This window comes from Variovorax fucosicus, assembly GCF_030316825.1.
Taxonomy (GTDB): Bacteria; Pseudomonadota; Gammaproteobacteria; order Burkholderiales; family Burkholderiaceae_C; genus Variovorax; species Variovorax fucosicus.
On sequence record NZ_JASZYU010000001.1, the window covers coordinates 950,859 to 974,200 of the forward strand.

23 protein-coding genes are annotated in these 23,342 nt (G+C 67.0%); 13 read left to right on the top strand and 10 right to left on the bottom strand.

The genetic code is table 11. The annotated features are described in order from the left end of the window. Positions 1-50 precede the first annotated feature (50 nt). The 7 genes from QTI05_RS04490 to QTI05_RS04520 all read right to left on the bottom strand — a co-directional run bounded on the left by QTI05_RS04490 (position 51) and on the right by QTI05_RS04520 (position 8,339). A complete protein-coding gene (locus QTI05_RS04490; RefSeq protein WP_286623066.1) occupies positions 51-1,088 on the bottom strand; it encodes an ABC transporter ATP-binding protein in 1,038 nt (345 codons plus the stop codon). Continuing rightward, positions 1,085-2,074: an ABC transporter ATP-binding protein gene (locus QTI05_RS04495; RefSeq protein WP_286623067.1), complete on the bottom strand. Its 990-nt coding sequence runs from the start codon at positions 2,072-2,074 to the stop codon at positions 1,085-1,087. The genes QTI05_RS04490 and QTI05_RS04495 overlap by 4 nt, the downstream gene beginning before the upstream one ends. Continuing rightward, positions 2,074-2,985, bottom strand: a complete 912-nt coding sequence (locus QTI05_RS04500) for an ABC transporter permease (RefSeq protein WP_286541820.1) — start codon at positions 2,983-2,985, stop codon at positions 2,074-2,076. Before QTI05_RS04500 ends, QTI05_RS04495 begins: the two co-directional genes overlap by 1 nt. Positions 2,986-3,030: 45 nt before the next feature. Next, positions 3,031-4,614, bottom strand: a complete 1,584-nt coding sequence (locus QTI05_RS04505) for an ABC transporter substrate-binding protein (protein ID WP_286623068.1) — start codon at positions 4,612-4,614, stop codon at positions 3,031-3,033. Between the two features lie 94 nt (positions 4,615-4,708). Further along, positions 4,709-5,962, bottom strand: a complete 1,254-nt coding sequence (locus tag QTI05_RS04510; protein WP_286623069.1) for a M20 aminoacylase family protein — start codon at positions 5,960-5,962, stop codon at positions 4,709-4,711. Beyond that, positions 5,962-6,942, bottom strand: a complete 981-nt coding sequence (locus tag QTI05_RS04515) for an ABC transporter permease (protein ID WP_286623071.1) — start codon at positions 6,940-6,942, stop codon at positions 5,962-5,964. The genes QTI05_RS04510 and QTI05_RS04515 overlap by 1 nt, the downstream gene beginning before the upstream one ends. A gap of 134 nt (positions 6,943-7,076) precedes the next feature. After that, positions 7,077-8,339 (bottom strand): porin, encoded by a 1,263-nt coding sequence (locus QTI05_RS04520; RefSeq protein WP_286541816.1) that lies wholly within the window; start codon positions 8,337-8,339, stop codon positions 7,077-7,079. A gap of 284 nt (positions 8,340-8,623) precedes the next feature. Between QTI05_RS04520 and coq7 the strand changes: the two genes are divergently transcribed. Next, positions 8,624-9,253 (top strand): 2-polyprenyl-3-methyl-6-methoxy-1,4-benzoquinone monooxygenase, encoded by a 630-nt coding sequence (coq7, locus tag QTI05_RS04525; protein ID WP_286541815.1) that lies wholly within the window; start codon positions 8,624-8,626, stop codon positions 9,251-9,253. A 9-nt stretch (positions 9,254-9,262) separates the two neighbouring features. Here coq7 and QTI05_RS04530 read toward each other — a convergent pair whose 3' ends face one another. Next, a complete protein-coding gene (locus tag QTI05_RS04530) occupies positions 9,263-9,712 on the bottom strand; it encodes an OsmC family protein (protein WP_286541814.1) in 450 nt (149 codons plus the stop codon). Between the two features lie 252 nt (positions 9,713-9,964). Here QTI05_RS04530 and ilvA point away from each other — a divergent pair, with 252 nt between their 5' ends. Beyond that, positions 9,965-11,509 (top strand): threonine ammonia-lyase, biosynthetic, encoded by a 1,545-nt coding sequence (gene ilvA / locus QTI05_RS04535; RefSeq protein WP_286623072.1) that lies wholly within the window; start codon positions 9,965-9,967, stop codon positions 11,507-11,509. 6 nt (positions 11,510-11,515) lie between these two features. On the opposite strand, the gene QTI05_RS04540 is transcribed toward ilvA, so the two are convergent. Then, positions 11,516-12,001 (bottom strand): type II secretion system protein N, encoded by a 486-nt coding sequence (locus tag QTI05_RS04540; protein ID WP_286623073.1) that lies wholly within the window; start codon positions 11,999-12,001, stop codon positions 11,516-11,518. A 47-nt stretch (positions 12,002-12,048) separates the two neighbouring features. On the opposite strand from QTI05_RS04540, the gene gspG reads away from it, so the two are divergent. The 10 genes from gspG (at position 12,049) to QTI05_RS04590 (ending at position 21,438) form a co-directional block, all read left to right on the top strand. After that, positions 12,049-12,489 carry a type II secretion system major pseudopilin GspG gene (gene gspG, locus QTI05_RS04545; RefSeq protein WP_286541811.1) on the top strand — a complete coding sequence of 147 codons (441 nt, stop codon included), beginning with the start codon at positions 12,049-12,051 and terminating at the stop codon, positions 12,487-12,489. Continuing rightward, a complete protein-coding gene (locus QTI05_RS04550; protein WP_286623074.1) occupies positions 12,464-12,991 on the top strand; it encodes a prepilin-type N-terminal cleavage/methylation domain-containing protein in 528 nt (175 codons plus the stop codon). The genes gspG and QTI05_RS04550 overlap by 26 nt, the downstream gene beginning before the upstream one ends. Next, a complete protein-coding gene (gspI, locus tag QTI05_RS04555) occupies positions 12,988-13,353 on the top strand; it encodes a type II secretion system minor pseudopilin GspI (protein WP_286541809.1) in 366 nt (121 codons plus the stop codon). Before QTI05_RS04550 ends, gspI begins: the two co-directional genes overlap by 4 nt. A gap of 1 nt (position 13,354) precedes the next feature. After that, positions 13,355-14,005, top strand: coding sequence for a PulJ/GspJ family protein (locus QTI05_RS04560; protein WP_286541808.1), 651 nt, complete (start codon positions 13,355-13,357; stop codon positions 14,003-14,005). Further along, positions 14,002-15,069, top strand: a complete 1,068-nt coding sequence (gene gspK / locus QTI05_RS04565; protein WP_286541807.1) for a type II secretion system minor pseudopilin GspK — start codon at positions 14,002-14,004, stop codon at positions 15,067-15,069. The genes QTI05_RS04560 and gspK overlap by 4 nt, the downstream gene beginning before the upstream one ends. A gap of 136 nt (positions 15,070-15,205) precedes the next feature. Continuing rightward, positions 15,206-16,417 carry a type II secretion system protein GspL gene (gspL, locus tag QTI05_RS04570; protein ID WP_286623075.1) on the top strand — a complete coding sequence of 404 codons (1,212 nt, stop codon included), beginning with the start codon at positions 15,206-15,208 and terminating at the stop codon, positions 16,415-16,417. Further along, positions 16,414-16,950, top strand: coding sequence for a type II secretion system protein M (locus tag QTI05_RS04575; protein ID WP_286623077.1), 537 nt, complete (start codon positions 16,414-16,416; stop codon positions 16,948-16,950). The genes gspL and QTI05_RS04575 overlap by 4 nt, the downstream gene beginning before the upstream one ends. Positions 16,951-16,958: 8 nt before the next feature. After that, on the top strand, positions 16,959-17,759 hold the full coding sequence (gene gspN / locus QTI05_RS04580; protein ID WP_286623079.1) for a type II secretion system protein N: 801 nt from the start codon (positions 16,959-16,961) through the stop codon (positions 17,757-17,759). Between the two features lie 2 nt (positions 17,760-17,761). Next, complete coding sequence (gene gspD, locus QTI05_RS04585) at positions 17,762-20,047, top strand: type II secretion system secretin GspD (RefSeq protein ID WP_286623080.1); 2,286 nt, start codon at positions 17,762-17,764, stop codon at positions 20,045-20,047. Further along, on the top strand, positions 20,047-21,438 hold the full coding sequence (locus tag QTI05_RS04590; RefSeq protein ID WP_286623081.1) for a GspE/PulE family protein: 1,392 nt from the start codon (positions 20,047-20,049) through the stop codon (positions 21,436-21,438). Before gspD ends, QTI05_RS04590 begins: the two co-directional genes overlap by 1 nt. A gap of 2 nt (positions 21,439-21,440) precedes the next feature. Here QTI05_RS04590 and QTI05_RS04595 read toward each other — a convergent pair whose 3' ends face one another. Next, the gene (locus QTI05_RS04595; RefSeq protein WP_286623082.1) at positions 21,441-22,010 is read right to left on the bottom strand and encodes a hypothetical protein; all 570 of its coding nucleotides are present in this window, start codon (positions 22,008-22,010) and stop codon (positions 21,441-21,443) included. Between the two features lie 98 nt (positions 22,011-22,108). On the opposite strand from QTI05_RS04595, the gene gspF reads away from it, so the two are divergent. Then, the gene (gspF, locus tag QTI05_RS04600) at positions 22,109-23,341 is read left to right on the top strand and encodes a type II secretion system inner membrane protein GspF (RefSeq protein WP_286623083.1); all 1,233 of its coding nucleotides are present in this window, start codon (positions 22,109-22,111) and stop codon (positions 23,339-23,341) included. The last annotated feature ends 1 nt before the right edge of the window (position 23,342 follow it).

Genomic DNA, 23,342 nt, shown 5'->3' on the forward strand with positions numbered 1-23,342 from the left:
CGAAGCGCCCGTGGGATGAGCGCAATCAGCTATCAAATTGATAGCAGTCGCTAGATACGTCCCTCTTCCACCGCGTGGCAGGCGACCTGGATGCCTTCGAAGTTCTGCAGCTTCGGCCGCTCGGCCGAGCAGCGTGCGTTGGCGTGCGGGCAGCGTGGATGGAACGCGCAGCCGGCCGGCGGTGACAGCGGGTTCGGCACCTCGCCCTGCACCGGCGTGCGGGCGCGGCCGGTCGCGTGCATCTGCGGAATCGCGTCGAGCAGCATGCGCGTATACGGGTGCCGCGGCGTGGCGAACAGCGTGCGCTTCTCGGCCACCTCGACCAGCCGGCCGAGATACATCACGCCGACCTGGTCGCTCACATGGCGCACCACCGCGAGGTTGTGCGAGATGAAGAGATAGGTCAGGCCTCGCTCGCGCTGCAGGTCTTTCATGATGTTGAGCACCTGCGCCTGCACGCTCACGTCGAGCGCCGAGGTCGGCTCGTCGCACACCAGGAACTCGGGCGCAGTGGCGAGGGCACGCGCGATCGAGATGCGCTGTCGTTGGCCGCCCGAGAACTGGTGCGGGTACTTCACCATGTCGAGCGGGCTCAGGCCGACCGAGCGCAGCAGTTCGCCGACGCGGTCGCGCAGCGCGCCCTTGTCCATCACCAGCCCGTGCTCGACCACCGGCTCGCCGACGATCGCCTCGACCGTCCAGCGCGGGTTGAGGCTCGCGTACGGATCCTGGAAGATCATCTGGATGCGCTGGCGCAACGCGCGCCCGCGCGCTGACGCAAAGGTGCTGTGCACGTCCTCGCCGGCAAAGTTCACATGGCCCCGGCTCGGGTTGTAGAGCCCGACCAGCAGGCGCGCCACGGTGCTCTTGCCACAGCCGGATTCGCCGACCAGCGCCAGCGTCTGCCCGCGCGGAATGGTGAAGCTCACGCCGTCGACCGCATGCAGCAGCAGCCGTGGCTGCCGCTCGATGACGCGGTTGAGCCAGGGGGCCGATACGTCGAAGGTCTTGGCGATGTCGTGGGCGACGACCAGCGGTGCGGTGTCGGTGGCCGCGGCCGCACCTGCGTTCTGAAGAACCGCGCTCATGCCGCCACCCCTGCGCCGTGCGTGGCATCGTGCAGCCAGCAGGCCGCGCTCGTGGCGCCGGCCGCGATCAGGTCGGGCCGCTCCTTCGTGCAGCGGTCGAAGGCGCGCGGGCAACGCGGGTTGTAGGCGCAACCGGTCGGAATCGCATTGAGGCGCGGCATCGCGCCGTCGATCTGGTTGAGGCGTTCGCGCTCGATCGTCATGTCGGGAATGGCTGCCATCAGGCCGCCGGTGTAGGGATGTGCGGGCGCATGGATCACCTCGTGCACCGGGCCGATTTCGGCCACGCGGCCTGCGTACAGCACGGCCACGCGATCGCAGGTCTCGGCGATGACGCCCATGTCGTGCGTGATCAGCATCACGGCCGCGCCACGTTCGTGGCACAGGCGCTTGAGCAGCGTGATGATCTGCGCCTGGATCGACACGTCGAGCGCGGTGGTGGGCTCGTCGGCCACGATCAGCGTGGGCTCGGCCGCCAGCGCGAGCGCAATCACGACGCGCTGGCGCATGCCGCCCGAAAACTGGTGCGGGTAGTGGTCGACGCGCTGCGCCGCCGCCGGAATGCCGGTGTCTTCGAGCAGGCCGATGGCACGCCTGCGCGCTTCGGCTTCGGTGACGGGCAGATGCGCGCGAATGGTTTCGGTGAGCTGCCGGCCAATCGTGTAGAGAGGGTTCAGCGAGGTCAGCGGATCCTGGAAGATCGCACCGATGCGCCGGCCGCGGATGTGGCGCATCTGCGCATGGTTGAGATGGTCGATGCGCTCGCCCTGCAGCAGGATCTGCCCACTGGCGATGCGGCCGGGCGGCTCCAGCAGGCCGATGATGGCGGCGCCGGTGAGTGACTTGCCGGCGCCCGATTCGCCCACCACGCCGAGGATTTCACCCGGCGCGATGGAAAACGAAATGTCGTCGAGCGCGCGCAGCGTGCCGCGCCGGCCCGGGAATTCGACAACGAGGTTCTGGACTTCCAGCAGTGGCCTGGACATCAGTGCAGCCTCGGATTCATTGCGTCGCGCAACCAGTCGCCGAGCAGGTTCACGCTCAGCGCAATCAGGACGAGTGCAGCGCCAGGGAACACGATGCTCCACCACTCTCCCGAAAAGAGGAACTGGTTGCCATTGCTGATCAGGGTGCCCAGGGAGGGCGACGTCGACGGCACGCCGACACCCAGAAAGGACAGGGTCGCCTCGGTGATGATCGCGGTCGCGACCTGCACCGTCGAGATCACGAACACCGGGCCCATGACGTTCGGCAGCACGTGCTTGCGCATGATGCGCAGCGGCGAGACGCCGGTGACGCGCGCGGCCTGTACGTATTCCTTGTTGCGTTCGACCAGCGTGGAACCACGCACGGTGCGGGCGTAGTCGACCCATTTGGTGAGCGAGATGGCAAGGATCAGCACGCCGAAAGCGACCGTGTTGTGCGCATCGGGAAACAGCGCGCGGCCGACGCCGGCGATCAGCAGCGCCACCAGAATCGCGGGGAACGACAGCACCACGTCGCACAGGCGCATCAGGAACGCATCGACCCAGCCGCCGCGAAAACCCGCGAGCAGCCCGAGCGTCACCCCCATCAGCATCGACAACAGCACCGAGACAAAACCGACGACCAGCGAGACGCGCGCGCCATACATCAGTGCGGACACGATGTCGCGGCCCTGGTCGTCGGTGCCAAGCAGGTATTTGCGCGAACCCTCGGCCATCCAGGCCGGCGGCAGGCGCGCGTCACTGAGCTCGAGCGTGGCGAGGTCGTAAGGGTTGTGGGGCGCGATCCAGCCCGCGAAGGCGGCACTGAACACGCAGATAAAAGCGATAACAGCCGCCGCAATCGCCATCGGCGAATTGCGGAAGCTGTGGCCGACATCGCTGTCGAGCCAACGGGCGAGCGTTTTTTTCATACAACCGACCCGGCACGCAGGGTGCGTGCCAGGGGTGCGTCATCGTTAGGGCTTGATGCTCATCCACTTGAAGAACATGAAGTTGTCGGCAAGCTGGGTCAGCTCGACCTTCTTGCTGACACCCCAGGCCAGCGACTGCTGGTGCAGCGGCAGATGGCCCACGTCGTCGGCATGCATCGCAAACGCTTCCTTGATCAAGGCGTTGCGCTTGGTCTTGTCGGACTCGGACTGGATCTGCTTGGTCAGCGCATCGAGCTTGGGATTGCAGTAGGCGCCCAGGTTGAACTGGCCCGTGCCCTTGTCATCGGGGCATGCGGTCAGCGAGCTCAGCGCGTTGTGCGAGTCGTAGGTGGTGGGCGTCCAGCCGAGCAGGTAGAAGCTGGTGTCACGGCGCAGGATCTTGGGGAAGTAGGTTCCCTTGGTCTCGGTCACGAGATTGATCTTGACGCCGATCCTGGCCAGGTTCGCGGCCACGCTCTGGCAGATCTGGCCGTCGTTCACGTAGCGGTCGTTCGGGCAGTTGAGCGAGACTTCGAAGCCCTGCGGATAGCCGGCATCGGCCAGCAGCTTCTTGGCGGCGTCGACGTCGAAGGGCAGGCGCTTGTCCTGCTCGGCGTTCCAGCCATTGATGCCGGGGCCGACCAGCAAGGCGGTCGGGCGCGAGGCATCACGCATCACGGTGCGCTTGATGCCGTTGATGTCGATGGCCTGGTAGAAGGCCTGGCGCACGCGCTTGTCCTTGAACGGGTTCTTTCCCTTCACGCTCGAGTACAGGAGCTCGTCGCGTTTCTGGTCCATGCCGAGGAAGATGGTGCGCAGCTCGGCGCCGGCGATCACGCGCGCGCTGGCCGTGGCGTTGATGCGGGCGATGTCTTGCACCGGCACCGGTTCCATCACGTCGATTTCACCCGACAGCAGCGCGGCCACGCGGGTCGATGGATTGGCGATCGGCGTGAAGATGATTTCCTGCGCGTTGCCTTCGATCTTGCCCCAGTAGGTGCCGTTGCGCGTGAACACGGTGCGCACATTGGGCTGGCGTTCGCGCACGCGGAACGGGCCGGTGCCGTTGGCCTTGAACGAAGCGGTGTTCTCGATGCCCTTGCGGCGGTCGACCGGCATCGTGGCCTTGTTCTCCTCGCACCACTTCTTGCTCATGATCATGGTCAGCGAGATCACGTCGGGCAGGATCGGGAACGGGCCGGCGGTCTCGATCTCGACCGCCAGGTCGCCAACCTTGCGCACTTCCTTGATGTCGCTCAGCGTGGCTCGCAGGTCGGAGCCTTCGCCCTTGGCGCGCACGAAGCTGAACACCACGTCGTCGGCAGTGAACGGCGTGCCATCGTGGAACTGCACGCCCTTGCGCAGTTCGAAACGCCAGACATTGGGCGAGGTCTGCTTCCAGCTGGTGGCCAGCAGCGGCGCCAGGCTCAGATCCTTGTTGCGCCCGACCAGGGTTTCATAAACGTTGGAGTCGACGCTGAGCTGCAGCGATTCGTTCAGCGAATGCGGATCCAGCGAGAGCGCATCGCCCTGGTTCGCGATCCGGATGGTCTGCGCGCTGGCCATCAGACTGGCGGCGCTCAACGCAGCGAACAGGCTGGCCAACAGCACTTTTGACTTGAAACTCATGGGAGGCACTCCTCTTGGGGGTTGGAAACAGGATCTACTGTGGAACGATGCGCCGGCTTGTGGCCAACGCAAGGTGGGGGCCCGATCATGTGGGCTATTGCATGGCACCGATCTTGGCGTTTTCCTGCGTTGCGGCAGCGGCTTTCAGTGGCATGCCCTGCTCGATCAGGCTTGCATGCAAGGCGGCGCCGAGGGGCAGGATCTCGTCGTTGAAGTCGTACCGGCTGTTGTGCAGAAAGGCACCGTCCCGCACGTCCTGGCCGATGCGCAGGTAGGCGCCGGGCTTCTTTTGCAACATGAAGGAGAAGTCTTCCGCGCCCATGCTGGGCTCCATGTTGCGCTCGACGTTGCGCGCACCAACCAGGCCCTGTGCCACGTCGCCAGCGAACAGCGCCTCGGTCGGCGTGTTGATGGTGGCCGGGTAGATCCGCTCGAAGCGCACCGTCGCACTGGCACCGAATCCGGTGGCCACCGCGCTGCAAAGCTCCGTCAGGCGTTGCTCGACCTGGGCCTGCACCTTGGCGCTGAAGGTGCGCACCGTGCCGACCAGCGTGGCCTTGCCCGGCACCACGCTCATCGCGCCCAGATCGCCGGCCTGCACCGCGCAGACGCTGATCACGGCCGCATCGATCGGCCGGACGTTGCGCGAGACGATGCTTTGCACCGCCGTGATGATGTGCGCCGCGACCAGCACCGGATCGATGGTCTGGTAGGCGTGGGCGCCATGGCCACCCTTGCCGGTGACCTCGATCGTGATGCGGTCGGCCGCCGCCATCATCGCGCCGCTGTTCAGGCCAATGGTGCCGGCCGGCATGCCGGGCCAGTTGTGCATCGCGAAGACCGATTGCACCGGAAAGCGGTCGAACAGGCCGTCTTCGATCATGACGCGGGCGCCCGCGAAACCCTCTTCGCCGGGCTGGAAGACCAGAACCGCCGTGCCGTCGAAATTGCGTGTTTCGGCCAGGTAGCGCGCTGCGCCGACCAGCATCGAGACGTGGCCGTCATGGCCGCAGCCATGCATCACCCCGTTCTTGGCGGAGCGCCAGGCGAAGCTGTTGTCCTCGCACATCGGCAGCGCGTCCATGTCGGCGCGCAGGCCGATCATGCGGCCGCTTGCTGTGGACCTGCCGCGGATGACGCCCACCAGGCCGGTCTTGCCGATGCCGGTGTGGATCTCGTCCACCCCGCAGGCACGCAGCGCCTCCTGCACCCGCGCCGCGGTGTAGACCTCTTCGAAACCCAGTTCCGGATGCGCATGCAGATCGCGGCGGAACGCAGTGATCTCCGGATGAAAGCGCGCGATGTGCGCAAAGGCCCGGCCTGCAACCTGCCAGCGTGGCAACCCCATCAATGTCCTCCCGTGGTGGAAACGCGCAGCCGTGGATCGACGGCGAAATACAGCAAGTCGACGACCAGGTTGATGGTCACGAAGATCAGCGCAATCAGGCACAGGTAGGCCGCCATCACGGGAATGTCGGCATAGGTCACGGCCTGGATGAACAGCAGGCCCATGCCGGGCCACTGGAACACGGTCTCGGTAATGATCGCAAAGGCGATCAGCGAGCCCAGTTGCAGGCCCGTGATGGTGATCACGGGCACCATCGTGTTGCGCAATGCGTGACCGAAGTGGATCGCCCGATCCGACAGGCCGCGCGCGCGGGCGAACTTGATGTAGTCGGTGCGCAGCACTTCGAGCATCTCGGCGCGCACCAGTCGCATGATCAGCGTGAGCTGGAAGACGGCGAGCGTGACGGTCGGCAGCACCAGATGGCTCCAGCCATCGCGCGTGAGCAAGCCGGTGCTCCACCAGCCGAGATTGACCACCTCGCCCCGACCAAAGCTCGGCAACCAGCCGAGCCAGACCGAGAACACGAGGATCAGCAGAATGCCGATCAGGAAGGTCGGCAACGATACGCCCAGCAGCGACAGCGCCATCACGGCCTGGCTGCCGACCGTGCCGCGCCGCAGCGCCGCATAGACACCCATCGGCAAGCCGACCAGCAGCGCCAGCAGCGCCGCCACCAGGGAGAGCTCCAGCGTGGCCGGCAGACGCTCGCCGATCAGGCGCGACACCTTCGCACCCTGCCGCAAGCTCAGGCCGAACTCGCCCTGTGCCGCGTTCAGCAGGAAGTGCCAGAACTGCACGAAGAAGGGCTGATCGAGCCCCAAGTCGGCTCGCAGTTGCCGGATCTGATCGGGCTTGGCGTCCTGCCCCAACAGGAAGACCACGGGATCTCCCACGTACTGGAACAAAAGGAAGGCAATGAAAGCCACCACGACCATCACGATCACGGCTTGAAGAAGGCGGCGCAGTACGAAAACGAGCATCGGATGTAGGTGGTGACCTTAGCAGAGCAATGTATGTGCCCAATGCAGGATTAACCCAATAAAAAAAGCCACCCGACTTTCGTCGAGTGGCTTTTCGAGTCTTTCAACATCAGCTGGCGTTAGCCAGCGTCAGATCAGAAAGCGTGACGGATACCGAAGTCGTAGCCGGTCGAGTTGCGCGGCTGGTAGCCAGCAGAGTTGGCCACAGCAGGGTTGAAGGTGTTCGTGAACACAGGAGCGCCACCAACGGTGATCGGCAGGCCGTTCTTGTTCGCGGTGCGTGCAACCGTGGCGTACAGCGCAGTGCGCTTCGACAGGTTATGCACGTAGCCGATGGCGAACTTGTTGGCCTTCGGATCAGGCGTGTCGGTTTGGAAGAAGCCAGCGCTGTTAGCGTTGTTGTCGAACTTGACCTTCACCCACGAGTACGAAGCGCGGATCAAGCCAGCACCGACCGGCACGGTCACGCCGAGCAGGTAGCCATTGCCCTTGAAGTCAGAAGCCGAGCCGAACAACGGTTGGGTTTCGAAGTCGTTCTTGTTCTTCGTTTGCGACAGTTCGCCGAACAGCTTGACGACGCCGAAGTCATACGAAGCGCCCAGGTTGGCGATCTTCACGTTCGAAGTGACGCCGGGGTAGAACTGGTCACCCACGGTGCTTTGGCCATAGGCAAAAGCGACGTCGAGCGGGCCGTTGGCGTAGCCGAAGCGACCAGCAACATTGCGGCCGGTGCGGCTGTTGTTGGCGACTGCAGGCGTCGTGTTACCCGGATCGTACTTGACCTTTTCGTGGAAGGAGTACTGCAACTGGCCGTAGAAACCACCCAGGTTCGGCGGCAGGAAGTAGCCGATGCTGTTGCTGGCGCGAACGTAGTTGGCGTTGCCGGTGGCATTGCCCGGGCCATAGATCGAAGCTGCGTTCAGACCGAAGATCAGGTTGGTGCCAACGCCGTTGGTGCCGAACGGATCGAACACGGTGTCGTTCCAGAAGGTCGGGTTGTAGTCACGGCCGAGGCGGACTTCACCGAAACCACCCGACAGGCTCACGGTCGAACGACGCGCGAAGCTGAAGCTCGTGCTGCTCGAACCGTCATCGTTGCTCAGGGGAGCTTCGAGCCAGAAGCTAGCTGCCAGGCCACCACCGAGGTCTTCCGTACCACGGAAGCCGAGGCGGCTCGAGTTGTAACCCGAGTTGGTCAACACGGTTTGGCTTTGCTTGATGTTGCCGTAGTACTGGCCCAGCACCGGCACGAAGAACGGGTTGGTGTTGATGTAACGGCTGCTGGTTTCGTAGTGGCTGATCGACGCATCGACCACACCGAACAACGTGACCGACGACTGAGCCGAGGCAACGCCAGCGACAGCCAGGGCAGCCAAAGCAACTAGGGATTTTTTCATTGCAAGTTTCTCCAAGGTTAAACATAGGGCTCCGGTGCAGAGGGCTCACCGTGACTGGCACTTTTTTGTGCTCCCACCGGACCCCGGGCCAACCTCCTTTTGGGAAGTTGTTGCTATTGCACCAGAGCCGCTGCGTCAGGGCAAAGCAATTCAGCCGAAATATGGGAAGGGTTCCACGTTTCGTTGCAGCGGTGCAACAAAGCTTTGCGCCCATCCACGACTTCACGATGTGAAACGAAAAAACATCGCCGTCGCCCGCTCCCGGGATGCGTTCAAATCGCGCCATGACCCGTTCGCTCGACCCCCTTTTGAACGCCGCAGACGCGGTATTGCGCACCTTGTTCGCCCGCCCTCACGCCACCCGTCCGGCGCCGCAGCCGGCGCTGCCGCCCGGCCCGCTGACCGACGTCGAGCGCCGTGAAGCCGGCGCACTGATGCGGGTCAACCACGTCGGAGAGATCTGCGCGCAGGCGCTCTATACGGCCCAGGCCGCCGTGACGCGTGACCCGGCACTGCGCGAGCAGTTCGTAAAGGCGGCCCATGAAGAAACCGACCACCTCGCCTGGACACGCCAGCGGCTTGACGACCTGGGCGCGCGGCCATCGCTCCTGAATCCGCTCTGGTACGCGGGCGCTTTCGGCCTGGGCCTGGTGGCAGGACGACTCGGCGATGCGCTGAGCCTCGGCTTCGTGGCAGAAACCGAACGGCAGGTCGAAGCCCATCTTGACGGGCATCTGGAACGCCTGCCAGCACCCGATACCGCCTCGCGCGCGGTCGTGACGCAGATGAAAGAGGACGAAGCCCGGCATGCAGCGCAAGCCTGGAGCGCCGGCGCGCGCGAACTCCCCGCACCCGCACGAGCCGCAATGCGCCTGGCTTCACGCGTCATGACGACGGTGGCGCACCGGATCTGAGCTGCGAACTCAGGTGTCGATCAGCTCGAAGCTGGTCGTGATCTCCGCCGTCTTGCCCAGCATGATGGTGGCCGAGCAGTAGGTGTCGTGGCTCAGCGCAATCGCGCGCTCGACAGCGCTCGCGGGAATGCCCTTGCCGGCCACCGTGAAGTGCATGTGGATCTTCGTGAAAACCTTCGGATCCTTTTCGGCGCGCTCGCTGGTGAGCTTCACGCTGCAGCGCTCGACCTTGTGGCGGCCGCGCTTGAGGATCAGCACCACGTCATAGGCGGTACAGCCGCCGGTGCCGGCCAGCACGGTTTCCATCGGCCGCGGTGCCTGGTTGCGCCCCCCGTTTTCCGGCTTGGCCGCGTCCGGCGCGCCGTCCATCGTCAGCACATGGCCACTGCCGGTCTCGGCCACGAACCCCATCGGGGACTGGGTACCGGCAGCGCCGATCCAACTCACTGTGCATTCCATCGATCTACTGACTCCGAGAGAGGTCGGCCGCGGACAAATTTCACGGGGCCATCGGTTTGTGTGGGAAAAGCATCACTGCTTGTTGCATCGCAGCAAACTGTCGATATACTTTATTTCATCGCGCGGCACATTGCCGTGCACCGGTTGTCTCCTCCACCCTTCCAATTGGTGGATTTAGCCCCGAGTCGCAAGACTCGGGGCTTTTTTATGCCCGGAATCTGCAGCCGGCCACGGCCCTATGATCGCGGCCCTATGCCCAGCCCGCTCACCCCCGCCGACTACCTCAAGAAAATCCTGACCGCACGCGTCTACGACGTGGCGGTCGAGTCGGCGCTCGAGCCGGCCAAGGCCTTGAGCATTCGGCTCGGCAATACCGTGCTGCTCAAGCGCGAGGATCAACAGGCCGTGTTCAGCTTCAAGCTGCGCGGCGCCTACAACAAGATGGCGCACCTGAGCGCCGAGCAATTGGCCAACGGCGTGATCTGCGCCTCGGCCGGCAACCATGCGCAGGGCGTCGCGCTCAGCGCGCGCACGCTCGGCACGCGCGCCGTGATCGTGATGCCGGTGACGACGCCGCAGCTCAAGATCGACGCGGTGCGCGCGCTCGGTGGCGAAGTGGCGCTGCACGGCGAGAGCTATTCCGACGCCTACGGCCACGCGCTCGAACTGCAGGCCGCGCAGGGCCTGACCTTCGTGCACCCATTCGACGACCCCGACGTGATTGCCGGCCAGGGCACGATCGCGATGGAAATTCTGCGCCAGCACCAGGGCCGGCTCGACGCGGTGTTCGTCGCGATCGGCGGCGGTGGGCTGATCTCCGGCGTCGCCAACTACATCAAGGCCGTGCGGCCCGAGATCAAGGTGATCGGCGTGCAGATGAACGACTCCGACGCGATGATGCAGTCGGTCGCCGCGCACCAACGCGTCACGCTGCCCGATGTGGGCCTCTTCTCCGACGGCACTGCGGTCAAGCTGGTCGGCGAGGAAACCTTCCGCATCGCGCGCGAGCTGGTGGACGAGTTCATCACGGTCGACACCGACGCAGTCTGCGCCGGCATCAAGGACATCTTTGTCGATACGCGCAGCATCGTCGAGCCGGCCGGTGCGCTCGCGGTGGCGGCGATCAAGCAATACGTCGAGCAGCACGGCACACACGGCGAGACCTATGCCGCGATCCTCTGCGGCGCCAACATGAATTTCGACCGGCTGCGCTTCGTGGCCGAGCGGGCCGAGGTCGGCGAGGAACGCGAGGCCCTGTTCGCCGTGACCATTCCCGAAGAGCGCGGCAGCTTCCGCCGTTTCTGCGAACTGGTCGGCGAGTTGCCGGGCGCATCGCGCAACGTGACCGAGTTCAACTACCGCATCAGCGACACGGCCGAGGCGCATGTGTTCGTCGGACTCACGACCAGCGCGCGCGGCGAATCGACCACCATTGCCGAGACCTTCGTCGCGCATGGCTTCGGCGCGCTCGACCTGACCCACGACGAACTGGCCAAGGAACACGTCCGCCACATGGTCGGCGGCCGTACCGGCCTGGCGGGCAACGAGCGGCTGTTGCGCTTCGTATTTCCCGAGCGTCCCGGTGCGTTGCTGAAGTTCTTGAACCTGATGCGGCCGAACTGGAACATCAGCCTGTTCCACTACCGCAACCAGGGCGCCGACTACGGCCGCATCCTGGTCGGCGTGCAGGTGCCGACGGCCGACCACGCGGCGTTCGACAGCTTCCTGCAGACGCTCGGCTACCCGTTCGTCGAGGAAACCGACAACCCGGTCTACAAGCTGTTTCTGAAGGCCTGAAAAGGATCAGGGCGCCGGCGGCGGCCCCGGCATCGCCATCGGGCGGGCGGGCAATTGCAGCGTGAAGGCGGCCGGCCCCTGCGCGTTGCCGCCGAGCGTGGCGGCGCGTGCACCCACCGACTGCAGCACATAACTGTCGCCGAGTTTGGCGCCGACACGGAACGGCCGCGCCGGCTTGCCATCGACCGCGATCAGCGCAGCACCCTGCCCGTCGGTGTCGGCGATCACGCCCAACAGCACGAACCGGCTGGCCGCATCGGGCGTTGCCGCCACCACCGCCGCCGAATCGACCGCGCCGAGCAGGTGCCCCACAGCCGCCGGATCGACTGCGGCCGGCGCACTGGCCACGGCAGGTGGCGCCACCGCATCGGCCGGCGCAGCAAGCCGCAAGCCCCAGAACACGATGCTCGCGGCGGCCAGTGCCCACACGACGGTCGTGGCGACGGGCGCGGGCCAGCGGGCAGCAGCAAAGGGAACAGTGTGTGCAGACATGTGGGCGGATTATCATTCAGCGCCACCTGATCCGAAGCCCATTCACCATGACACCTTTGCACCGCACGCCGCGCACGCCCCTGCAACGCGGCTTTACGCTGATCGAGCTCATGGTGGTGCTGGTCATCATCGGCGTGCTGGCCGCGCTGATCGTGCCAAACGTGATCGGTCGCGCCGACGACGCGCGCGCCACCGCCGCCCGCACCGACGTCAACAACCTGATGCAGGCACTGAAGCTCTACCGCCTCGACAACCAGCGCTACCCGACCGCCGACCAGGGGCTGCAGGCGCTGCTCACACGGCCCACCGCAGGCCCGGCAGCGCCGAACTGGAAGCCCTACGTCGAGAAACTGCCCAGCGACCCCTGGGGCAAGCCCTACCAGTACCTGAACCCTGGCATCAAGGGCGAGATCGACGTGTTCTCGCTCGGCGCCGACGGCCAGCCGGGCGGCGAAGGCAACAATGCCGACATCGGCAGCTGGCAGTAAGCCTTGCTATCAAATCGATAGCTCCAAACGCCCACTTGGTGGGCGCCATCGGCCTTTTTTGCCTGATTTTTCCCGCGGCTTCACGCTGCTCGAACTGATTGTGGTGATCGCCATCATGGCGCTAGCCACGGCCGGCGTCAGTTTCGCGATGCGCGATAGCGGCGAGGCCGCGCTCGAGCGCGAGGCCGATCGGCTCGCGGTGTTGCTCGACGCTGCCCGCGCCCAGTCGCGCGCCAGCGGCGCCACGGTGCGCTGGCGCGTGACGCCTGAAGGTTTCGTCTTCGATGGCTTGCCGGTCAACAGCCTGCCCACCGGCTGGCTCAATGCAGGCGTCAGCGCGCAGCCGTTCACGGCGGATGGCCGCGCCGGCAACGTGCTGCTGCTCGGGCCCGATCCGATCATCGCGGCGCAGCAGGTGGAACTGACGCTCGAAGGGCCGCCAGTGCGCACCCTGCGCCTTGCGACCGACGGGCTGCGCCCGTTCACCGTGGTGGCGCCATGAAGCGCTTTCGGGTCCGCGGCTTTACGCTCATCGAAGTGCTGGTCGCGCTCGGCATCGTCGCGATCGCCCTCATGGCCGGCACCCAGGCCACGGGTGCCCTGACGCGCAACGCGCAGCGCCAGTCGGACGTGATGCTGGCCCAGCTTTGCGCCGAGAACGAACTGGTCAAGGCCCGGCTCGCGCGCGTGATGCCGGAAGTCGGCGACAGCAGCCTGGTCTGCACCCAGGCCGGGGTCAGCTTCGACGTCCTCGTGTCAACCACCGCCACGCTGAACCCGAACTTCCGCCGCGTCGACGTGCAGGTGCGCGATGCTGACGCGGCGCCAGTGCTGCGTGTGTCGACCGTGGTGGGGCGGTACTGACATGAAGCGGCAGCGCGGCTTCACGCTGATCGAAGTCATGGTGGCCATCGCGGTGATGGCGCTGCTCGCCATCATGAGCTGGCGCGGGCTCGACGGCATGGCACGCGCACAGGAACGGAACAAGGAGCGCGGCGAAGCGGTGCTCGCGCTGCAGACCACGCTCGCACAGTGGAGCGCCGATCTCGACGCGATGGTGGTGCTGCCGACGACCCGTGCGCTCGACTGGGACGGCCGCCTGCTGCGCATCACGCGGCGCGGCAGCGACGACCTGCGGCCGGTCGTCTACGTGGTGGCCTGGACGTTGCGCAGCGATGCCAACGGCGCCCACTGGAGCCGCTGGCAATCGGCCCCGCTGACCGCCCGCAACGAATGGCAGCAGGCCTGGAACCGTGCCGCATCCTGGGCGCAGGACAGCGCAACCCGCAGCAACGCGCAGGGGGCCGAGGTTGCACTGATGCCGCTCGAAAGCTGGCAGCTGTCCTACTTTCGCAACAACGCGTGGGGCCCGGCCGTCGGCGCCGGGGCGCTCGACACCTCCAGCACCCTGCCCGACGGCGTGCGCCTGGTGCTGACGCTGCCGCCCGGCGCCGCGCTGGCCGGGCTGCTGACGCGCGACTGGGTGCGCCCCACGGCCGGAGCCCCGAAGACATGACGCCGCGCCGCCCGCCTTCGTTGGCACGCCAGAGCGGCGCCGCGCTGCTGATGGCGATGCTGACGGTGACGCTGGTCGCCACCTTCGCCGCCGCCGCGCTCTGGCAGCAGTGGCGCGCCGTCGAGGTCGAGTCGGCCGAGCGCGCACGGGTGCAGTCGGCCTGGGTGCTGGTCGGCGCACTCGACTGGGCCCGGCTGATCCTGCGCGAGGACGGCCGGACTGCCGGTGCCGATTACCTCGCCGAACCCTGGGCCGTGCCGCTCGAGGAAGCGCGGCTGTCGAGCTTTCTTTCGGCCGAGAAGAACGTCGCAAGCGACTCGCTGGAAGGACTGCCGGATGCTTTCCTGTCCGGCCGCATCGTCGACGCGCAATCCAAGCTAAACGTCCTGAGCCTGATCGAGGGCAACAAGCCGGCGCCCGCGGCGGCCGCGGCCTTCGCCAAGCTGTTCGATCTGCTCGGCCTGCCCGCCGGAGAACTGAGCCTGCTGACCATTGGCGTGCAGCGCGCCACCGCCGGCATCGCGCCTGTCACGCCGGCCGCGACCACCGGCGCAGCGGCTGCCAGCGCGACGCCCACGCCTACGCCCACTGCGACGGCCAGCGACAGCAGCGAAACCTCGTCCACCGCCGCACCCCTGATGCCGCAGCATGTCGCGCAGTTGGTGTGGTTCGGGCTTTCACCGCAAACCGTGGCCGCGCTGGAGCCCTACGTGACGGTGCTGCCGGTGCGCACGCCGCTCAACATCAACACCGCCAGTGCCGAAGCCATCTTCGCCAGCGTGCCGGCGCTCGACCTGGCCAGCGCCAAGCGGCTCGTGGCACAGCGCACGCGCAACCATTTCCGCAGCCTGACCGACACCAGCAGCGTGCTGCGCGACCAGGCCGGCGCGTTCGATTCACAGCGCCACAGCGTCAGCACCAACTATTTCGAGGTGGTAGGCCGGTTGCGGCTCGACAAGACCTGGGTGGAGGAACATTCTTTGCTGCGACGCGACGGGATCACCGTGACCACCATCTGGCGCGAACGTGGCGCCGGCGCTACGCTCCCTGCACCGAACCCCTAAGTCGAACGTTCTCTTTCATGTTTATCAGGTAAAACCGCTTTAAAAGCCCGTCCTGCTTGCGCAAGGTGCTATCAAATCTGGAGCGGAGTACCCGGGTGCGCTTCTACAATGGTTACCCTTTTTCACATCATCCTGCATGCCCGCACTGATCGTCCGCCCGCCACTCTCACCGGCCCATGCCGGTGTCGAGCACGGCTGGGCGCTGTTGGCGGATGACGGTCGAACACTGTTGTCCCATGGCAGCGCGCCACTGGCGTTGCTGCCGGCCGGCGACGAAGTGACGGTGCTGGTGCCGGGCGCCGCACTGTCGTGGCACACGGTGACCTTGCCGCAAGGCAATCTCGGCGGCGCGGCGCGCTTGCGTTCGGTGCTCGACGGGCTGCTCGAGGAGCGCCTGCTCGACGAACCCGAGGCGCTTCACTTTGCGCTCGAACCCGGGGCCAAGCCGGGCGCAACGGTGTGGGTGGCGGCCAGCCAGCGCATCGCGCTGCGCGCAGCGGTGCAGGCGCTCGAAGCCGCCGGGCGGCGCGTGACCCGCATCGTTCCCGAATTCGCCCCGCAACCCGATGGCGCGCCGGCACTGCTGTTCGCCACCGGGGAGCCAGAGGCGGCGCAACTCACGATCTGCGATGCCAGCGGCGTGGCGACGCTGCCGCTCAATGCGGCCGGTCTGGCGCTGGTCGGCTCCGCGCCGCTCGACACCGCCGTGGCGAGTGCCGAGCCGGCTGTCGCCGCCATGGCCGAGGCCCTGCTCGGGCAGCGCCTGCCGATTGCGCAGGCCCCTGAGCGCTGGTTGCAGGCGGCCCGCGCGCCCTGGGATCTGGCCCAATTCGACCTGGCCAGCAGCGGCCGCGCGCGCGCTGGCAAGAAGTTCAGTGCGCTGCTGCAAACGCTGCGCCATGCGCCGCAATGGCGCGCCGCACGCTGGGGCGCCGTGGCGCTGGTGCTGGCGCAACTGATCGGGCTCAACGCCTGGGCCTGGAAAGAGCGCAGTGCGCTCGATGCCAAGCGCGGCAGCATCAACGCCATGCTGACCCAGACCTTCCCGTCCGTGAAGCTGGTGGTGGACGCGCCAGTGCAGATGGCGCGCGAGGTGGCGGTGCTGCAGCAGGCCACCGGTGGCGTGGCCGCGCTCGACCTGGAGCCGATGCTGGTCGCGCTGGCCGCAAGCCTGCCGCAGGGACGGGTGCCGAACGCGCTCGACTACAGCGCCGGCCAGTTGCGGCTGCGTGGGCTCAACCTGTCGGCCGATGAACTCACCGGCCTCTCGAACACGCTGGCGCCGCGCGGCTACAGCGCACGCAGCGAAGGCGACCTGCTGCTGGTGCAGGCGGAGGCCACACGATGAGCCCCCGCGAAACGCTTCAGGCGCGCTGGGCCGAACTGGCACCGCGCGAGCGCCAGATGGTCGCAGTGGCCGTGACGCTGTTGGCGCTGGCCCTACTGTGGTGGGTCGCCCTGGCGCCGGCCTTGCGCACCTTGTCCGCGGCGCGCGAAGAACATGCCAGGCTCGACGCACAGTTGCAGCAGATGAGCACGCTGCAGGCGCAGGCCAAGGCGTTGCAGGCCCAGCCGCGCGCCAACCGCGACGATTCGATGCGCGCGCTCGAAAGCTCGGTGCGCCAGGGGCTCGGCCCCAATGCCCAGTTCGCGCGGGCCGGCGACGGCGCCAATGTGGCGATGCGCGGTGCGCCAGCCGACGTGCTCGCGCAATGGCTGGCACAAGCACGCAGCAATGCACGCGCCTTGCCACGCGAAGCGCATCTGACGCGCTCCCAGGCCGCGCCTCCCGCAGCCCCAGCCAACACCAAGGCCGCAGACGAGCCGGCACGCGCGCGCTGGGACGGCACGCTGGTCATGGCCTTGCCGGCCGCCCGCTGAAGCCCGCCATGGTCGCGCGCGCCGCCCGCCCCCTCGCCCCGACTGCCACCGGCTGGCGCTGGGCCGTGCTCGGCATGCTGTGCGGGGTGCTGGCAACGCTGGCACTGTTCGCGCCGGCGCGCTGGCTGGCCCAGAGTCTGAAGGACGCAACGAGCGGCCGGCTGGTGCTGGTGAACCCGCGCGGCACCGTCTGGAACGGCAGCGCCGGCGTGGTGTTCGCCAGCGGCCAGGGCGGCGCCGAATCGATTTCCCTGCCCGGCCTGCTCGACTGGCGGCTGCGTCCGGCCTGGGGCGGCGTGGCGGCCGCGCTCACCCTACCCTGCTGCGCGCCGCAACCGCTCCACTTCAAGGCGCTGCCGCACACCGATGGCCTGCAACTCGACTGGCAGGACGGCCAGTCGCGCTGGCCGGCCGCGCTGCTCAGCGGTTTCGGTGCGCCGTGGAACACGCTCAAGCCCGACGGCGTGCTCGATATCTCCACGCAGGCGTTCTCGATGCGCTGGAGCGGCCCGCAGCTCGCACTGGCCGGCCGTGCCACGCTGGCGGCCACCGACATTTCGTCCAGCCTGTCAACGCTCAAACCGATGGGCAGCTATCGCCTCACGCTCGAAGGCGGTGCACAACCAACCCTGCTGCTCGCCACGCGCGAAGGCAGCCTGCAACTCAGCGGCAGCGGCCGCTGGAACGGCCGTGCGCTGCGCTTCGACGGCGAAGCCAGTGCCGCCCCGGGGCGCGAAGACGCGCTTTCGAATCTTCTGAACATCATCGGACGGCGCGACGGCGCGCGTTCGCTCATTACACTGGGTTGACCATGAAGCACCTGTCTTCGCTCGGCGCTCGCACCGGCATCGTCGCACTCGCGGTGCAGGTGCTGTTCGCCACCTGCATACCCGCCGCATTCGCGCAGCAGGAACCGGGCGCGCCCCGGCGCGGCGAGCCGATCACGCTGAACTTCACCAACGCCGAGATCGAATCGGTGGCCCGCACCATGGCCGTGGTGACCGGGCGCGACGTGGTGGTGGATCCGCGCGTCAAGGGCACCGTCACACTGCAAACCGACCGCGCCATTGCGCCCGTCGCCGCATTCGACCAGTTTGCCGCTGCACTGCGGCTGCAGGGCTTCGCCGTGGTGCAGACCGACGGGCTCTACAAGGTGGTGCCCGAGGCCGACGCCAAGATCCTCGCCACCAACGTGACGACCTCGACCACCGGCACGCGCGGCGTGGGCGGCAGCCAGATCGTGACGCAGGTGTTCCGCCTCAACTACGAGTCGCCCAACAACCTGCTGCCGGTGCTGCGGCCGCTTATCGCGCCGAACAACACGATCAACGTGAACCCCGGCAACAACTCGCTGGTGATCACCGACTACGCCGACAACATGCGCCGGCTCGGCCGCATCATCGCGGCACTCGACGTGCCGAACGCGTCGGACATCGAGGTCATTCCACTCAAGCATTCGGTGGCGACCGACATGGTGCCGCTGGTGCAACGTCTGGTCGACGGCGGCTCGGGCACCGCCGGTGCTGCGGCGCCGGGCACCGCGGATGCGTCGTTCCGCACCACGCTGCTGGCCGAGCCGCGCAGCAACTCGCTGATCCTGCGCGCCGCCAACCCGGCCCGCGCGCAGCTGGTGCGCACGCTGGTGGAACGGCTCGATCGCCCGCCGATCGACAACAGCAACGGCGCGGCCGGCAACATCTACGTGATCTACCTGAAGAACGCCGACGCGGTGCGCCTCGCCGTGACGCTGCGCGCGGCGCTGGCGAGCGACGCGCGCGGCGGCACCAGCGGTGGCGGCGCCGCCGGCGCGTCGGCACTCAGTGCCGGCACCCAGCCGGTGGCCAACGTCCAGGCGAGCGGCGCGCAGGGAAGCTCGCCAGCCAACACGCCGCTCAACAACACCAACCAGCCTTCGACCGGTGGCCAGATCCAGGCCGATCCGGCCACCAATTCGCTGATCATCACGGCCTCGGAGCCGCAATACCGGCAGATCCGCGCCGTCGTCGACCGGCTCGACGGCCGCCGCGCGCAGGTGATGATCGAAAGCCTGATCGTCGAGGTCAACGCCACCAAGGCGGCCGAGTTCGGCGTGCAGTGGCAAAGCGCGCTCGGCAAGAGCGGCGACCGCAACGTCGGCGTGATCGGCACCAATTCGAGCCTGGGCGGGCAGAACATCATCGACCTTGCAGTCGGCCTCGCCACCAGCAACACGGCGACGCGGCCCTCGACCGGTCTCAACTTCGGCATCGGGCACCGCATCAATGGCCAGTACGTGCTGGGCTTCCTTGCGCGCTTTCTGGCCAGCAACGGCGAGGGCAACGTGTTGTCCACGCCCAACCTGCTGACGCTCGACAACGAAGAGGCCAAGATCGTGATCGGCCAGAACGTGCCGTTCGTGACCGGACAGTACGCGAGTACCAACGGCAACACCTCGACCATCAACCCATTCACCACCGTCGAGCGCAAGGACGTGGGCCTGACGATGCGCGTGAAGCCGCAGATCAACGAGAACGGCACGATCAAGCTGGCGATCTTCCAGGAGGTCTCGAACGTCGACGCCGCCACCCGCAACGACCTGAACGGCCCGACCACCAACAAGCGCAGCATCGAGTCGAACGTGCTGGTTGAAGACGGCAGCGTCGTGCTGCTCGGCGGCCTGCTGCAGGACGACTATTCGTCCAGCACCGAGAAGATCCCGCTGGCCGGCGACATCCCGATCATCGGCAACCTGTTCAAGAGCGAGACGCGCAGCCGCAACAAGACCAACCTGATGGTCTTCCTCCGGCCGGTGGTGATGCGCGACGGTACGAGTACCGATGCGTTCTCGGCCGACCGCTACGACATGATGCGCCAGCTGCAGCAGGGCACCCAGCCGCAGAGCACGCTGCCGCTGAACTCGGTGCGGGAATCGGCCGTGCTGGCGCCGCTGCCGGAACCCACGCCGACGCCGGGCGTGCCGTCGGATCGCCGCATCGAAGGCACGCGCTTGGTGCCGCCGCCGCTGATGCCGATGAACAACTCCCGCCTCGGCACTGGCCCGCTGAAAGGCGCGCTGCCGCCCACGGCCGACCCGACCAGCGCGCGCGAACTACCGTGATGCGCTACCCGCTGCCCTACGCCTTCGCGCGCAGCCAGCAATTGCTGCTGGAGCAGGCCGACGACGGCAGCGCCACACTGTGGATGCCGCAGAACCCGCCGCGCAGTGCGCTCGGCGAGGTGATGCGCAAGTACGCGGTGACGTCGTTCGAGCCGCTCACGGCACCGGTGCTTGCGCAGCGCATCAGCGCGGCCTATGCGCAGGGCGAATCGAGTGCGGCCTCGGTGGTGAGCGAGGTGCAGAGCGACGCCGACCTCACGCGCATGATGCAGGAACTGCCGGCAGTGGAAGACCTGCTGGAAAACGCCGGCGATGCGCCGATCATCCGCATGCTGAACGCGCTGTTGACGCAGGCCGCGCGCGACGGCGCCAGCGACATCCACATCGAGCCGTATGAACGGACGTCATCGGTGCGCTTTCGCATCGACGGCACGCTGCGCGAAGTGGTGCAGCCGAACCGTGCGCTGCATGCGGCGCTGATCTCGCGGCTGAAGATCATGGCCGACCTCGACATCGCCGAGAAGCGCCTGCCGCAGGACGGCCGCATCAGCCTGCGCATCGGCACGCGCGCGGTCGACGTGCGTGTGTCGACCCTGCCGAGCGCGCACGGCGAGCGCGCCGTGCTGCGGCTGCTCGACAAGACCGAATCCAAGCTCACGCTCGAAGCGGTCGGCATGCAGGGCGACACGCTGTCGCGTTTCGAGCAATTGATCAGCCAGCCACACGGCATCATCCTCGTGACCGGGCCGACCGGCTCCGGCAAGACCACCACGCTCTACGCAGCGCTGGGCCGGCTCGATGCCAGCCGCAGCAACATCATGACGGTGGAAGACCCGATCGAATACGAGCTGGCGGGCGTCGGGCAGACCCAGGTCAACGCCAAGATCGAGCTGACCTTCGCCAAGGCGCTGCGCGCGATCCTGCGGCAGGATCCGGACGTGATCATGATCGGCGAAATCCGCGATTTCGAGACCGCGCAGATTGCGATCCAGGCCTCGCTCACAGGCCATCTGGTGCTGGCCACGCTGCACACCAACGACTCGGTGAGCGCCGTGACGCGGCTGACCGACATGGGTGTGGAGCCTTTCCTGCTGAGTTCCTCGCTGCTCGGCGTGCTGGCGCAGCGGCTGGTGCGCAAGGTCTGCACGGTGTGCCAGGGGCCGGGCTGCGAAGCCTGCGGCCAGACCGGCTACCAGGGCCGCACCGGCATCTTTGAGTTGCTGGTGGCCGACGACGCGGTGCAATCGCTGATCCACAGCCGCGCTCCCGAAAGCCAGCTGTTCGTCGCGGCCGAACGCGGCGGCCTGCGCTCGATGCGGGAAGACGGCGAGCGGCTGGTGGAAACCGGCATCACCTCACGCGCCGAACTGCTGCGCGTGACCAGAGACTAGCCTCAGTCCATCACCACCAGATTGCGCGTCTGCGGGTCGGTCGTCACTTCGCTGACCCGGCCCGATCGGTCGAACTGCACCTGGAACTCGCTGAAGCTGCCGAGCCACATGCGCCAGGTCGGCGCGTCGAGGTTCGGGTTCTCGCTGCTGATCGGGTAGCCGACCGCCATCGCCACCTGTTCGCGCGTCATGCCTTTGGCGATGCGTGCGGACTTGATGGCATCGCGGATCTTCGGTGGAAATTTTGCGATCTTGGCCGAGGGATCCTCGGTCACCACCCAGCGTTTGGCGAAAGTGCCCAGATCGAGATCGCGGCTGTAGTCGTTGCCGATCGCCTGCTTGGCGCCGTTGATTTCCACCTGCACGCGGCTGCGGCCATAGCCCGTCACCCGGGTCGGCGTGCCGACCGGAATCACGCGCTTACCGCTTTCGGCATAGTTGCTGTCGCTGATCCAGCTGCCGTCGGAGCGCACGTTGCAGCAGAGGTAACCGTCGTAGGTGGGCTGAGCCGCCGCGGGGAGCGAAAACGCGCCAAGCAGCGCGGCGCCGGCAATGAAATGAAGCAACGACATGGCAGAGTCTCCTCAATGGTCGATTGCGAAACACAAGGCGGCGAAGAACGGTGCCAAACGCCGACAATGCAGGCTCGCGCATTTTGCCGACAACCACCATGCCCGCCTATTCCTTTGAAGCCATAGACCAACAGGGCCAGACCCGCAAAGGCGTGCTGGAGGCCGACACGGCACGCGCCGCTCGCGGGCTGCTGCGCGCGCAGGCGCTGATTCCGCTGACGGTCGCCTCGGTCGGCGGCCAGAACCCGGACACGCCCGATCGCGGCGGCTGGCGGCGCTGGTTCGGCGGCGGACGGGTGTTCAACGCCACCGGCCTCGCCGTCTGGACACGCCAGATTGCCGGGCTCGTCTCGTCCGGCCTCACGCTGGAGCGCGCACTCACCGCGCTGACCGAAGAAGCCGAAACCGAAGCCGAGCGCAACCTGATCGCATCGCTGCGCGCCGAGGTGAACGCCGGCTCGCAATTCGGCCGCGCGCTGGCGCGGCACCCGCGCGAGTTCACGCCGATCTACACCGCCGTGATCAGCGCCGGCGAGCAAACCGGCAACCTCGGCCTGGTGCTCGAACGACTGGCCGACGACCTCGAGCAGCGCCAGGCGCTGCAGCAGAAACTGGTGGGCGCGGCGCTCTATCCGGCCATCGTGACGCTGGTGGCCATCGCCATCGTGATCTTTCTGGTGACCTACGTCGTGCCGCAGGTCGCCAACGTGTTCGCCGGCACCAAGCGGGCGCTGCCGTTTCTCACCTCGGCCATGCTGGCGATCAGCGCGTTCGTGCGCGACTACGGCTGGGTGCTCCTGGCTGCTTTCGTGCTGTTTGTCGTGGGCGCCCGGATGGCGCTCGCCAACGCCTCGTTCCGCCTGAAGTTCGATGCCGCCTGGCTGAAGCTGCCGCTGGTCGGCAAACTGGCCCGCGGCTACAACGCGGCACGCTTCGCCAGCACGCTGGCGATGCTGGCGACGGCCGGCGTGCCGATCCTGCGTGCGCTGCAGGCCGCGGCCGAAACGCTGGGCAACCACGCGATGCGCGCCGACGCGCTAGACGCGCTGGTGCTGGTGCGCGAAGGCGCGCCGCTCGCCTCGGCGCTCTCGCAGAAAAAACGCTTTCCCGGCCTGGTCTCGATGTTCGCGCGACTCGGCGAGCAAACCGGCCAGTTGCCGCTGATGCTGCAGCGCGCCGCCAACCAGCTCGGCGCCGAAGTGCAGCGCCGCGCGATGCACCTGGCGACCATCCTCGAACCGCTGCTGATCGTGGCGATGGGCGGGGTCGTGATGCTGATCGTGCTGGCGGTCCTGATGCCGATCATCCAGCTCAACCAATTCGTCAAATGAA